At 70.5% G+C, this 13,080-nt stretch carries 11 protein-coding genes; 7 read left to right on the forward strand and 4 right to left on the reverse strand.

The window, feature by feature from the left end:
• Positions 1-7: 7 nt before the first annotated feature.
• Positions 8-748 carry a proteasome assembly chaperone family protein gene (locus FGM06_RS07705; protein WP_144798582.1) on the reverse strand — a complete coding sequence of 247 codons (741 nt, stop codon included), beginning with the start codon at positions 746-748 and terminating at the stop codon, positions 8-10.
• A gap of 116 nt (positions 749-864) precedes the next feature.
• On the opposite strand from FGM06_RS07705, the gene FGM06_RS07710 reads away from it, so the two are divergent.
• Entirely contained in the window at positions 865-1,812 is a 948-nt protein-coding gene (locus FGM06_RS07710) for an RsmB/NOP family class I SAM-dependent RNA methyltransferase (RefSeq protein WP_144798583.1), read from the forward strand.
• Positions 1,809-2,342 (forward strand): DUF7122 family protein, encoded by a 534-nt coding sequence (locus FGM06_RS07715; RefSeq protein WP_144798584.1) that lies wholly within the window; start codon positions 1,809-1,811, stop codon positions 2,340-2,342. Before FGM06_RS07710 ends, FGM06_RS07715 begins: the two co-directional genes overlap by 4 nt.
• Before the next feature lie 36 nt (positions 2,343-2,378).
• Here FGM06_RS07715 and FGM06_RS07720 read toward each other — a convergent pair whose 3' ends face one another.
• Both FGM06_RS07720 and thiC read right to left on the reverse strand, forming a co-directional pair.
• Positions 2,379-3,896, reverse strand: coding sequence for a DUF790 family protein (locus tag FGM06_RS07720; protein ID WP_144798585.1), 1,518 nt, complete (start codon positions 3,894-3,896; stop codon positions 2,379-2,381).
• A gap of 75 nt (positions 3,897-3,971) precedes the next feature.
• Positions 3,972-5,420, reverse strand: a complete 1,449-nt coding sequence (gene thiC / locus FGM06_RS07725) for a phosphomethylpyrimidine synthase ThiC (RefSeq protein ID WP_144798586.1) — start codon at positions 5,418-5,420, stop codon at positions 3,972-3,974.
• A gap of 123 nt (positions 5,421-5,543) precedes the next feature.
• On the opposite strand from thiC, the gene FGM06_RS07730 reads away from it, so the two are divergent.
• From FGM06_RS07730 to FGM06_RS07750, 5 genes are all read left to right on the forward strand, one after another.
• Positions 5,544-7,292: a tRNA uridine(34) 5-carboxymethylaminomethyl modification radical SAM/GNAT enzyme Elp3 gene (locus FGM06_RS07730; RefSeq protein ID WP_144798587.1), complete on the forward strand. Its 1,749-nt coding sequence runs from the start codon at positions 5,544-5,546 to the stop codon at positions 7,290-7,292.
• A gap of 108 nt (positions 7,293-7,400) precedes the next feature.
• The gene (rqcH, locus tag FGM06_RS07735; protein ID WP_144798588.1) at positions 7,401-9,608 is read left to right on the forward strand and encodes a ribosome rescue protein RqcH; all 2,208 of its coding nucleotides are present in this window, start codon (positions 7,401-7,403) and stop codon (positions 9,606-9,608) included.
• An 87-nt stretch (positions 9,609-9,695) separates the two neighbouring features.
• Entirely contained in the window at positions 9,696-10,079 is a 384-nt protein-coding gene (locus FGM06_RS07740) for a DUF5820 family protein (RefSeq protein WP_144798589.1), read from the forward strand.
• A gap of 126 nt (positions 10,080-10,205) precedes the next feature.
• A complete protein-coding gene (purF, locus tag FGM06_RS07745; RefSeq protein ID WP_144798590.1) occupies positions 10,206-11,705 on the forward strand; it encodes an amidophosphoribosyltransferase in 1,500 nt (499 codons plus the stop codon).
• A gap of 108 nt (positions 11,706-11,813) precedes the next feature.
• Complete coding sequence (locus tag FGM06_RS07750; protein WP_144798591.1) at positions 11,814-12,515, forward strand: halocyanin domain-containing protein; 702 nt, start codon at positions 11,814-11,816, stop codon at positions 12,513-12,515.
• Between the two features lie 15 nt (positions 12,516-12,530).
• On the opposite strand, the gene FGM06_RS07755 is transcribed toward FGM06_RS07750, so the two are convergent.
• Entirely contained in the window at positions 12,531-13,067 is a 537-nt protein-coding gene (locus FGM06_RS07755) for a metal-dependent hydrolase (RefSeq protein ID WP_186310988.1), read from the reverse strand.
• Positions 13,068-13,080: the final 13 nt, after the last annotated feature.

Genomic DNA, 13,080 nt, shown 5'->3' on the forward strand with positions numbered 1-13,080 from the left:
GCGCCGCCTACTGGAACATCTTCAGCGGCTCGGCCTGCGAGCTCTCCTCGGTCGCCTGCTGCATCCGCTCGGCGAACGCCTGCTTCGCCTCCCGGATCTCGGACGCCTGATCGACGAGGCCGTCGGTCGGCGTCTCGGTCCCCGCGATCGGGTCGATCCCGTTCCTGATGAGGACGCGCGCGGCCTCCGGGTCGGGGAACTGCGGGTCCGACTCGACGACGAGCCCGACGGCGTCGCGGTCGCGCTCCAGCGACTCCGCCAGCATCGCGCCGGTCGGTCCGGAGACGAGCCCGGCCTCGGGGGGGTCCTCGACGTCGGCGCGGTCGAGGGCGTCGCCGCCGTCGCCGGTCGCGACGCCGTAGATCGCCGGCGGCGCCTCCCCCTTCTCCTTCCCGAGCCCGGAGAGGAAGACCGGGAACGTCGCCGTCTCGGCGAACCAGCTCTCCAGGCAGCCGGCGACCTCGGTCGCGGCGCCGGGGTTCACCGGCACGTCGCTGCGGAGCGCGACGAGGTCCTTCTCCGCGTCGACGTACAGCCGGACCGGCGTCGTCAGCGCCCGGTTGTCCTCGCGGTAGACGGCCACCCGCGGGAGCCCGTCGCAGTGGACGTTCGCGTAGTGGTCCATCTCGTGCGCCTCGATCATGTGGTCCGTCGCGATCTTCCCCACGAGACCGACTCCGGGGAACCCCTCTACCAGCGTCGGCTCCTCCAGCGAGACGTCGTCGTCGAGGACGGAGATGCGTGCCATGGGTTCGCCTACTCCGGGCAGCGACCTAAAGGTACGGCGGCGAGGGGGCGAGCGCGCGGGACCGCCGGCCGCGCCCGTCCCGAAACCGACTAACGGGCCGGCGCGAAAGAGGGGCCATGAATCCGTTAGAGCGGTACGAGCCGCTCGTCGACGACGCGGCGGCGTTCCGCGCGGCCTGCGACCGACCGCTTCCCTCCGTCGTCCGCGTGAACGAGATGGCGGCCTCGCCCGCTCGGGTCCGCGAGGCCTTCGACGAGGAGGGCGTCGCCTACGAGCCCGTGGCGTGGCACGACGGCCTCTTTCGACTGCCCGACGGGAACCCCGGCGGCAACTGGCCGTACGTCCACGGCTGGACCCACGGCCAGGAGGAGGTCTCCGTCTTGCCGGGGCTCGCCTTGGACCCGCAGCCCGGTGAACGCGTCTGGGACGCCTGCGCGGCGCCCGGCAGCAAGACGACCCAGATCGCCGACGCGATGGACGACGAGGGGACCGTCGTCGCCAACGACAACAACCTCGGGCGGCTCTCCGCGCTCCGTCACAACGCGGAACGCCTCGGGATCACGAACGCGATCGTCACGAACCAGGACGCCCGCAACTTCTCGACGAAGCCGCTCGCGTTCGACGAGTTCGACCGCGCCCTCGTCGACGCCCCCTGCTCCTGTGAGGGCACCTGTCGGAAGAACCCGGACGTCGTCGACCAGTGGACCCTCGACCACGTCCACGCGGTCGCCGGGATCCAGAAGGGGGTCCTGGCGCGCGCCGTGCAGGCGACCCGGCCCGGCGGCACCGTCGTCTACTCCACCTGCACGTTCGCGCCGGAGGAGAACGAGGCGGTGCTCGATCACGTCCTCGCGAACGAAGACTGCGAACTCGTCGAGTTCGACCTCCCGCTGGACACGGTCCCCGGCGTCACCGAGTGGGAGGACGAGACGTACGACGAGTCTGTGACGCGCGCGCACCGCGTCTACCCCCACCACAACGACACGGGCGGGTTCTTCTGCGCGAAGCTGCGCGTGGGCGGCGAGGGCGACGAGAGCGCGAGCGACGGCGAGGTGGCCGCATGACCGCCGACGGCGCTCCCACCAACGACGGGCAGCGGTTCGCCCGCCTCCCCGAGACCCCGGCCGACCGCGAGGTCGAGGGGCGGGCGAGCCGGCGGGAGGTGCTCGACTGGTGGGCGGAGCGGTTCGGGGTGGACCCGAGCGTCTTCGAGGGGTACAGCTTCTGGGAGAAGGGCGCCGGGAAGGTGTGGATCTTCAACGGCGAGGCGACCGACCCCAGCGAGGTGGAGGCGATCGGGATGACCCTCCTCCGGACGCGACAGGAGCACTGGAAGCCGACGAGCAGGGCGGCCACCCGGTTCGGAGGTCACGCGACGAAGAACGCTATCGAGCTCGGCTCCGAGCAAGCTGTGTCCTTCATGGCCGGCGACGACCAGGACCTCCCGGAGTGGGACGGCGACTGGGGGTACCTGATCGCGACCCACGAGATAGCCGGCGGGCAGGAGCCGATCGGCGTCGGGCTCTACCTCTACGACGAGCTGCGCTCGGTGGTGCCGAAGGGGAGCCGGGCGGACCTGCCGGTCGTGGAGTAGGCGTCGCGGCGTCGAGACCCCGGTCGACCCGTGCCGCTACTCCGCCTTCTTCCGCACCGTCCCGCCGTCCAGCCCCTCCCACTCGACGCGGAATCCGAGCCGCGAGAGGGCGGCGCTCGCGTCGTCGATGCCGTAGTCGTCGAGGATCGACTCGGCGGCCGAGAGAGCCATCCCCGCCTCGATCCCCTCGCCGGCCGCCTCCAACACCGCCGGCCGCACGAGCGTCCGCCCGACCAGCTCGTGGTCGGGGAACTCCTTGCCCTCGATCGCCTCGACGCTCACGCCCCGTTCGGCCGCGAGGTCGTTGAGCGCGATCGCGTCGGAATCCGGCGACAGCGACGCGGGGAGGTCGGCCGCCGCGTCCGCGACGAACTCGGACTCGTACTCGCGGAGCACGTCGACGATCGCCTTCACGCGGACGGTCCCCGAGTAGGTCACGACGCGGTGGTCGCGCGCGGCGATCTCCTCGCCGACACCGAGGCTCTCGTCGACGGCGACCAGCAGGTCAACGTCCTCGACGTCGGCGAGCTGGCCGAGCTTCTTCGCGACGTACTCAGGGGTCCAAAACCCCATCACCTCGAAGAACAGCCGGAAGTCGGCGTGGTCGTAGTCGAACGCGAAGTCGGGGATCATCACCCGCGTCCCCGTTTCGAGCGGCTCCGGCTCCCGCACGAGCGTCCAGTCGAGGTCGAGCCCGCGGAACCGCCCGGCGAAGTCGGCCTCGACCCCGCTGTCGAAGTCGGGCTCCGCGACCGGCTCGACGCCCGGCACCGTCACGTCGCCGTCGGAGAGGCGCATGGTGCGATCGCGGCCGCGGTCGTCGATGGTCGCCTCCAGCGACCACTCCGCCGACTCGGCGACGGTCCGGAGCAGCCGCGCGAACGCGGTCCCGTAGCGTCGGGTCCGCGAGAACAGCGCGTCCGGCCCGGTGACGACGAGCTCGCGCCCCTCGGGGGTCTTCTCCAGCTCGTACATCAGCCGGAGCCGCTTCACCGCCGAGACGAGCCGCTTCGGGTCGTTCGACCGGATCCGAACCTCGGTCGCGTCGAAGAGGGCGGTCTGGGCCAAGGAGAGGTCGTACTGTGTCAGGAGCGAGTCCGGGTCCCATCGCACGTCGGCGTCGACGAGGACCTCGTTGACGTCGCGGTCGGCGTACAGCGACGCCTCCACGTCGCCCGGCTCGATTCCCAACGCGTCGGCGGCGCGGTCGACCGCGGTCTCCCGTTCCGCCTCGCTCGCGACGCCGACCGCCTCCGCAGCCTCGAACGCGGCCCGCCGGACGCGGCGCGGGGGGACCGCGGCCCGCGTCTCAAACTCGCACTCGCGCTCCACCAGCGCGGCGAGTCCCCGGACGAGCTTGAAGTCGCCGCCGGCGTCGCCGGCGTCGGCCTCCAGCGCGGCCAGCGCGTCGTCGAGGGCGCCGCGGCGCTCCCCGACGCAGGACTCGAACGTCCCGAGCACCCGCGCCGCGAGCGGGCGGTGCTCGCGAGTCGTAAAGCGCGGGCGGTAGCCGCCGCCGGCCCGCGAGACGCGCAGGAGGTCCTTGCGTAGCACGCTCCCGTGGTACGGTCCGGTCGACCTAAAACGGGCGGATCCGGTCGAGGGACGCGGGCGTCGTTCGAGAGTCCGTCAGTCGTCGGCGTGTCCGGTGTCCGGCGTGAACGTGACGCCGTCGATCTCGATCTCGTCCGGAACACGGCCGGTGTCGTGCGTGCCGACCGGCGGTACGTTCACCGCGGCGGCGACGGACTCGTCGAGGTCGGTCGCTCCGTCGATGGCGGCCATCTCGCCGTCCGCGTCTCGGGCGTCCTGATCGATGCGCATCGAGCAGAACTCCGCGCCGCACATCGAGCAGAACCGCGCCTCCTTGTAGTTGTCTCCGGGGAGCGTCTGATCGTGGTACGAGCGAGCGCGCTCGGGATCGAGCGCCAGGTCGAACTGCCGGCGCCAGTCGAACTCGTAGCGCGCCTCCGAGAGGGCGTCGTCCCAGTCGCGCGCGCCGGGGAGGTCGTTCGCCACGTCGCCGGCGTGGGCCGCGATCCGATACGCCGCGAGCCCGTCTCGCACGTCGTCCGCGTCGGGAAGGCCGAGATGCTCTTTCGGCGTGACGTAGCAGAGCATCGCCGCGCCCGCACGCGCCGCCTCGGTCGCGCCGATCGCGCTCGTGACGTGGTCGTAGCCGGGGGCGATATCCGTGACGAGGGGTCCGAGCACGTAGAACGGCGCCCCGTCGCACACCTCTTGCTGTCGTTCGACGTTGTCGGCGATCTCGTCCATCGGGACGTGGCCGGGCCCCTCGACCATCACCTGCACGCCGTGGTCCCACGCGGTGCGCGTGAGGTCGCCGAGGGTGTCGAGCTCGGCGAACTGCGCCTCGTCGCTCGCGTCGGCGAGACAGCCGGGCCGGAGGCCGTCGCCGAGCGAAATCGTCACGTCGTGTTCGGCGAGTATCTCGCAGATCGCCTCGTACTTCGCGTACAGCGGGTTCTGCATCCCGTTCTCCTCGATCCACCGGGCGAGGATCGAGCCGCCGCGGGAGACGATCCCGGTCTTGCGACCGTCGGTCAGCGGCAGGTGCTCCATCAACACCCCCGCGTGGATCGTCATGTAGTCGACCCCCTGTTCGGCCTGCTTCTCGATCACGTCGAGCAGCAGCTCGTGGGTGATCTCGGCCGGATCGTCCGCCCGCTTCACCGCCTCGTATATCGGCACCGTGCCGACCGGAACCGGCGAGTACGCGACGTTCGCCTCGCGGGTCTCGTCTAAGCGCTCGCCCGTCGAGAGGTCCATGACCGTGTCGGCGCCGTAGTGGACCGCCGCGTGGAGCTTTTCGAGCTCCGCCGTCCGGTCGCTCGTCGTCTCGCTGTTCCCGATGTTCGCGTTGACTTTCGTCGAGAACTCCCTGCCGATGATCATCGGATCCAGCGAGTCGTGCGCGTGGTTGTTCGGAATCACCGCCTGTCCGTCCGCGACCTGTCGACGGACGAACTCCGGATCGCGGTTCTCTCGCTCCGCCACGCGCTCCATCGCCGGAGTGATCTCGCCGCTCCGAGCCCGCTGAATCTGTGTCGAGGACATTGATTACTTAGTTATACCACTAACTAATATATTCTTGGATGAGAGGTTCGTCCCGCCGCCCCGGTCCGGTCGACGCGAGCGGGTGCGACACGCTTAACTCCGAAACCCGTCGATCGGAGCGTAATGAGTACCGACGCGGCGAGTGACGCGGACGCCGGCGGCGAGAACGACGGCGGGGACGCAGGCGAGGGGGCCGACGCCGAGTCCGAGGCGTTCGTCCGCACCTGCGAGCACCTCGTCGACCGGATCCTCGCGGGCGAAATCGATCGCGACGACCTCGAGTCCGCCAAGCTCGACGCATGCTCGAAGTTCTCCTCGCCGAAGGTCCCGAAGAACACCGAGATTCTGGACCACGCCCCGTCCGAGGCCCGCGACGACGTGATCGAGGTGGTACAGCGGAAGCCGGTCCGGACCGCGTCCGGGGTTTCGCCGGTCGCTATCATGACCTCGCCGAAGCTCTGCCCGCACGGGAAGTGCCTCTACTGCCCCGGCGGGCCGGCCTCCGAGTTCTCCTCGGCGCAGTCGTACACGGGCCACGAGCCCGCCGCCGCGCGCGGCGAGCAGAACGACTACGACCCGTACGGACAGGTCACGCTCCGGCTCGAACAGCTCCGGAAGATCGGGCACCCGGTCGACAAGGTGGAGCTGATCCTGATGGGCGGGACGATGACTGCGCGCTCGCACGACTACCAAGAGTGGTTCGTCAAGCGCGCGCTGCAGGCGATGAACGACTACGACCTCGACAAGGAGCCGGAGCCGGCCGAGGGCGAGTCGTTCGCACCCGCCCCCGAGGAGACCGAGTTCGAGTACCTCGAGGACGTGATCGCCACGAACGAGACCAACGAGATCCGCAACATCGGGACGACGTTCGAGACGAAGCCCGACTGGTGCGACCCCGAGCAGATCGACCGGATGCTCGACCTGGGCGGCACCAAGGTCGAGGTCGGCGTCCAGACCACCTACGAGCGGATCAACCGCGAGATGCACCGCGGCCACGGCAACGAGGCCTCCCGGAACGCCAACCGGCGCCTGCGCGACGCCGCGTTCAAGGTGGGGTTCCACATGATGCCGGGCCAGCCGGGGATGACCCGCGAGATGTGTATCGAGGACTTCCGGCAGCTGTTCGAGAACCCCGACTGGCGGCCGGACTACCTGAAGATCTACCCGACGCTCGTCGTCGAGGGGACCCGCGTGTACGATCGGTGGCGCCGCGAGGAGTTCGACCCCCTGACGAACGAGGAGGCGGCCGACGTCGTCGCCGAGGCGATGGACCACGTCCCGAAGTACACCCGGCTCCAGCGCGTCCAGCGCGACATCCCCGCCGACTTCATCGAGGGCGGCGTCTGGAAGTCGAACCTCCGACAGCTCGCGGACCAGCGGGCCGAACAGAAGGGGATCGTCCAGCGCGACATCCGCGCCCGCGAGGTGGGCCACAACGACGCCGACCCGGACCCGGACGACGTCGAACTCGACGTGATGACCTACGAGGCGGGCGGCGGGACGGAACACTTCATCTCCTTCGAGGACCCCGTCCGCGACCTGCTCGTCGGGTTCTGTCGCCTGCGGTTCCCCTCGTTCGCGCCCGACCAGCCCGGCGCGCCCGGCACCGAGGACGACGCGATCCGCCGGGAGCTGGAAGACGCCGCCCTGATCCGCGAGCTGCACGTGTACGGCAGCGAGGTCGCCATCGGCGGCGACGGCGACTGGCAGCATCAGGGGTACGGGACGAAGCTGCTCGAACGCGCTGAGGAGCTCGCCCGCGACGCCGGCTACCGCAAGATGGCCGTCATCTCCGGCATCGGCGCGCGGGAGTACTACCGGAACAAGCTCGGCTACCACCAGGACGGGCCGTACGTGTCGAAGCGGCTGTAGCCGGCCGCCGGCGCGGCCGCCCGCTCCTCGACGACCCGTTTGCCCGCTCCTCGATGGCGCGTCCCCACAACGACACGCCTTTTTCCGGCCCGCGAGTCTCTGTCGCGTATGGACCAGAAGCGGGAGCTGTCGAGCATCGACCTCGCGGCCCTCGTCACCGAGCTCAATCGGTACGAGGGCGCGAAGGTCGACAAGGCGTACCTCTACGACGACGACCTGCTCCGGCTGAAGCTCCGCGACTTCGACCGCGGCCGCGTCGAGCTCATGATCGAGGTGGGCGACGTGAAGCGCGCCCACGTCGCGGACGCCGACCACGTCGCGGACGCGCCCGGGCGCCCGCCGAACTTCGCGAAGATGCTCCGGAACCGGATGTCCGGCGCCGACTTCGCGGGCGTCGAGCAGTACGAGTTCGACCGGATCCTCACCTTCGAGTTCGAACGCGAGGACGAGAACACGACGCTCGTCGCCGAGCTGTTCGGGCAGGGAAATGTCGCCGCGCTCGACGAGACCGGCGAGGTCGTCGGGTCGCTGTCGACGGTCCGGCTCAAGTCCCGAACCGTCGCGCCCGGCGCGCAGTACGAGTACCCCGCCTCGCGGCTCAACCCCCTCGACGTGAGCCTCGGCGGGTTCGAGCGGCACATGCGCGAGTCCGACAGCGACGTGGTGCGGACCCTCGCCACGCAGCTCAACCTCGGCGGGCTCTACGCCGAGGAGGTGTGCACCCGCGCCGGGGTCCCGAAGGAGACGCCGATCGAGGAAACGACCGACGACCAGCTCCGCGCGCTCCACGAGGCGCTCGAACGCATCGGCGACCGGCTTCGCTCCGGCGATATCGACCCGCGCGTCTACGAGGAGGCGCTCGACGAGGAAGACGAGAGGGACGGCGACGAGGACCGCGACCCCCGCGTCGTCGACGTCACGCCCTTCCCGCTCTCCGAGCACGAGGGGCTCCCGAGCGTCGGCTTCGACTCGTTCAACGCCGCCGTGGACGAGTACTTCTACCGGCTCGAAAACGAGGACACCGACGCGGGCGAGGCCCCGTCGGACGCGAGTCCCTCTCGGCCCGACTTCGAGGGAGAGATCGCCAAACAGGAGCGGATCATCGAACAGCAGAAGGGGGCGATCGAGGGGTTCGAGGAGCAGGCGGAGGCGGAGCGCGAGCGCGCCGAACTGCTGTACGCGAACTACGACCTCGTCGACGAGGTGCTCTCGACGGTCCAAGAGGCCCGCGAGAACGAGGTCCCGTGGGACGAGATCGCCGAGACGCTCGACGCGGGCGCGGAGCGCGGCATCCCGGCGGCGGAGGCCGTCGTCGACGTCGACGGCGGCGAGGGGACCGTGACGGTCGCGCTCGAGGCCGGAAGCGACGAGGACGGCGAGGACGCCGACTCGGTCCGCGTCGAGCTCGACGCGAGCACCGGCGTCGAGGTCAACGCCGACCGGCTCTATCAGGAGGCGAAGCGCATCGAGGGGAAGAGGGAGGGCGCGATGGAGGCGATCGAGTCGACCCGCCGCGAGCTGGAGGCGGTCGAGGAGCGCAAGGCGGAGTGGGAGGCGAAACAGGCGGCCGACGACGGCGACGCCGGCGGCGACGACGAGACCGACGAGGACGACGAGGAGTACGAGACCGACTGGCTCTCGCGCGCCTCGATCCCGATCCGGAGCCCCGACGACTGGTACGACCGCTTCCGGTGGTTCCACACCTCGACGGGCTACCTCGTCATCGGCGGGCGCAACGCCGACCAGAACGAGGAGCTCGTCAAGAAGTACATGGGCAAACACGATCGGTTCTTCCACACGCAGGCGCACGGGGGGCCGGTGACGCTGCTGAAGGCCGCCGGACCATCCGAGTCCGCGGACCCGGTCGATTTCTCCGACCAGACGCTGCGGGAGGCCGCGCAGTTCGCGGTCTCGTACTCCTCGGACTGGAAGGACGGCCGCGGCGCGGGCGACGCGTACATGGTCGCGCCGGACCAGGTGTCGAAGACGCCCGAGAGCGGCGAGTACATCGAGAAGGGGAGCTTCGTGATCCGCGGCGACCGCACCTACTTCGAAGACGTGCCCTGCCGGGTCGCTGTCGGCGTCCAGTGCGAGCCGGTCACCCGAGCCATCGGCGGGCCGCCGTCGGCGATCGTCGACCGCGCGGCGACCTCGATAACGCTGGAGCCGGGGATGTACGCGCAGAACGACGCCGCGATGATGGTCTACCGCGAGCTGAAAGGGCGGTTCGCCGACCAGTCGTTCGTCCGGAAGGTGGCGAGCGCGGACCAGCTTCAGGAGTTCCTCCCGCCGGGCGGCTCCGACGTCGTCGACTGAGGCGATTGTCGGGCGCTGTCGGAGCGAGATGACCACCTCCCCGCCCCGGAGCGCGACCCTTTCAAGCCTCCGCCCCCGACTCCGCCCATGAGCTTCGAGGCGCTGCCGGACGGCTGGCGGGTGTGGAACGAGGAGCCGAGCGGGCGGGCCATCCTCGTCTACCGGCCCGACGTGTTCGACGGCGACGAGCTCCCCGCGGAGTGTCTGCCGACCATCTACCTCACGAACGGCGCGCGCACGGCCCGGCCCGGCTCCGGCCAGTACGCGACCGACGAGTGGCACGTCGTCCTCTTCTTGGAGCCCGAGGTCGAGGCGGTCTCGGAGACCCGCGACGACCGCGAGGCGGGCGCGGCCGCCGCCGTCGCCGTCGCGGAGCGGTTCGCCGCTGGCGAGGTCGACTACCGCGCCGCTTACCAGGTGCCGCGCGAGGAGTACTTCGAGCGGTTAGATGAGCTGATCGAGGGCGAGTGAGCGCGGCCGGCCGGTCGGCGACTTCGCCGTGTTCGATCCGCGTTCGTGTATACATGCGTCGTCGTAAAACCCGATAGCACCACGAACACGAGGATTTTTATCGCCTGCCACCCCACCGTCGCGTACATGAACGCCGGTGGGGACCACACCGCTGACGAGCCGCGAGAGAAGTGCGGCGTCGTCGGCATCTCGCTCGCTGACCGCGAGGCCGCGCGCCCGCTGTACTACGCGCTGTACGCGCTCCAACACCGCGGGCAGGAGTCCGCGGGGATCGTCACGCACGACGGGTTCCAACAGCACAGCCACGTCGAGCGCGGGCTCGTCGGCGACGCGTTCGACGAGGGGGACCTGGCGTCGCTGTCGGGCGGGACCGGCATCGGCCACGTCCGGTACCCGACCGCCGGCAGCCTCGACAAGAGCTGCGCGCAGCCGTTCTCCGTCTCCTTCAAGTCCGGCTCGCTCGGGCTCTCGCACAACGGCAACCTCGTCAACGCGGACGAGGTGCGCGAGGAGCTCGCGGCGGCCGGCCACGCGTTCACCTCCGACGGCGACACCGAGGTGATCGCCCACGACCTCGCGCGCAACCTCCTCGAGGAGGACCTGGTGCGCGCCGTCAAACACACGATGAACCGCATCCACGGCTCTTACTCGCTGGCGATCACCCACGACGACACCGTGCTCGGCGTGCGCGACCCCCTCGGGAACCGCCCCTTGTGCCTCGGGAAGGTGGACGGCGGCTACGTGCTCGCCAGCGAGTCGGCCGCCATCGACACCCTCGACGGGGAGCTCATCCGGGACGTGCGCCCGGGCGAACTCGTCGTCCTCGACCCCGACGGGACGGGGTACGACACGTACCAGCTCGTCGAGCGAGAGTCGACCGCCCACTGCTTCTTCGAGCACGTCTACTTCGCGCGCCCCGACTCCGTCATCGACGAGAACCTCGTGTACGAGGTCCGCCGCAAGCTCGGCCGGAAGCTCTGGGAGGAATCGGGCGTCGAGGCCGACGTGGTGATGCCGGTGCCCGACTCCGGGCGGGCGTTCGCCTCCGGCTACGCCGACGCGGCCGGCGAGACGACCGCCGACGGCGAGGTCCGTCCGGAGGGCGACGCCGGCATCGAGTTCGCCGAGGGGCTGATGAAGAACCGCTACGTCGGGCGCACGTTCATCATGCCGACGCAGGACGAGCGCGAACGCGCGGTCCGGCTGAAGCTCAACCCGATCAAGTCGACCGTGGAGGGGAAGTCGGTCACCATCATCGACGACTCCATCGTCCGCGGGACGACGTCGACGCAGCTGGTCGATCTCGTCCGCGAGGCGGGCGCCGAGGAGGTCCACCTCCGCATCGGTGCGCCGGCGATCGTCGCTCCCTGCTACTTCGGGATCGACATGGCGACCCGCGAGGAGCTGATCGCGGCCGACGCGTCCACCGAGGAGATCCGCGAGGAGGTGGGCGCCGACTCCCTCTCGTACCTCTCGATCGACGCCGTCGCCGAGGCGCTCGGCGAGAGCCGCGCCGACCTCTGTCTCGGCTGCGTCACCGGCGAGTACCCGTTCGACGTCGAGGGCGAGGAGAGCGACCGCGACCTCGACGCCGTCAGGCCGGACCCCACACCGGCGGACGACTGATCGGGTTTCGACCGCGATCTCCGACGCGTCTCGCGCGACGCCGGAGCGTTCTCACGCCGCGAGTCAGGAATCGGGAATTTAAATACGCCCACGCCGGGAGGTACGGGTATGACATCCGACGCCGACGACGCGACGATGAGCCGCCGCGGGCTGTTCAGGGTCGGCGCCGCGGGCGCCGCCGCCGCGACCGGCCTCGCCGCCGGATCCGGGACTGCCGCCGCCCAGTACGGCGGTTGGCTCGACGACGTGGACAACTACGACGGCACTCACGACTACACGGGCCAGGACGAGGTCACGGTCGACGTCGGCGCGGTCGACGGGCTCAAGTTCGGCCCGGCGGCGATCCTGATCGACCCCGGGACGACGGTCGTCTGGGAGTGGACCGGCGAGGGCGGCGCGCACAACGTCGTCGCCGAGGACGGGACGTTCGACAGCGGCGAGACGGTCAGCGAGGCGGGGACCACCTTCGAGCACACGTTCGAGGACGTCTCCGAGGGCGACACGTTCAACTACCTCTGTGTCCCCCACGAGGCGGTCGGCATGAAGGGCGCCGTCGCGATCGGGTCGGTCGACGACGACCTCGTCGAGCCGGACGCGGGCGGAGACGGCGGCGACGGTGGAGACGGCGGGAGCGGAGACGGCGGTGACGGCGACGATGGCAGCGACGGTGGTGACGGAGGCGACGGCGGCGGCGGTCGCACCCTCACCGCGGGAGACATCGGCGCGCTCGCGCTCGGCTTCGGGTTCGCCGGCGCGCTGCTCGTTCCGCTCTTCTACGCGGCCCACCGGATGGCGAACGACGAGGGGTAGGGGGCCGAGCCGGTCTCACTGACCGTTTTTCCGATCCGCGCCGGCGGCGACCCGCGACCGCAACAGGAGGAGGACGGCCGACAGCCACAGCGCCGCTTCGAGGAAGAAGGCGGAGGTCCCGATATAATAGAGCGCGAACTCGCCCGGCGGGATCGCGAGCGGGTCGGACCGCGGGAGGACCGGCCACGCGAGGAACAGCGCGTCGCCCGCCCGCCCGTTCACGACCACGTGGAGCGCGTCGAGCGCGAGGTGCGACCCCCAGCCGACCGCGACCGCGAGCCCGCGTCGATGCCTCGCGGCCAGGGCGACGGCGAGCGGTGCGAGCAGCGCGGAGTGCCCGATAGACTGGTACACGTCAAAGAGGCCGAGCACGCCGAGCGGCTTGTCGACCACGTCCGGGATCGCGGCGCCGGCGACGAGCCACCGGACCGAGAGTGGCGGTGCGGTCGAGAGCGTCGGCATCGCAACGCCGGCGAAACGCCGCCGGACTCGCGAGTGGCCCGTGAACCACCCGATGCCGACGGCGGCGAGGAGATGGGTCGCGAACAGCACGCCGATCCGTACG

The organism is Halorubrum depositum, assembly GCF_007671725.1.
In the GTDB taxonomy this organism is placed as follows: domain Archaea; phylum Halobacteriota; class Halobacteria; order Halobacteriales; family Haloferacaceae; genus Halorubrum; species Halorubrum depositum.

Bases quoted from the DNA above. Each gene is read 5' to 3' on its own strand.
- FGM06_RS07705 (WP_144798582.1), bottom strand. From the start codon at position 748: ATGGCACGCATCTCCGTCCTCGACGACGACGTCTCGCTGGAGGAGCCG.
- FGM06_RS07710 (WP_144798583.1), top strand. From the start codon at position 865: ATGAATCCGTTAGAGCGGTACGAGCCGCTCGTCGACGACGCGGCGGCG.
- FGM06_RS07715 (WP_144798584.1), top strand. From the start codon at position 1,809: ATGACCGCCGACGGCGCTCCCACCAACGACGGGCAGCGGTTCGCCCGC.
- thiC (WP_144798586.1), bottom strand. From the start codon at position 5,420: ATGTCCTCGACACAGATTCAGCGGGCTCGGAGCGGCGAGATCACTCCG.
- FGM06_RS07730 (WP_144798587.1), top strand. From the start codon at position 5,544: ATGAGTACCGACGCGGCGAGTGACGCGGACGCCGGCGGCGAGAACGAC.
- rqcH (WP_144798588.1), top strand. From the start codon at position 7,401: ATGGACCAGAAGCGGGAGCTGTCGAGCATCGACCTCGCGGCCCTCGTC.
- FGM06_RS07740 (WP_144798589.1), top strand. From the start codon at position 9,696: ATGAGCTTCGAGGCGCTGCCGGACGGCTGGCGGGTGTGGAACGAGGAG.
- purF (WP_144798590.1), top strand. From the start codon at position 10,206: ATGAACGCCGGTGGGGACCACACCGCTGACGAGCCGCGAGAGAAGTGC.
- FGM06_RS07750 (WP_144798591.1), top strand. From the start codon at position 11,814: ATGACATCCGACGCCGACGACGCGACGATGAGCCGCCGCGGGCTGTTC.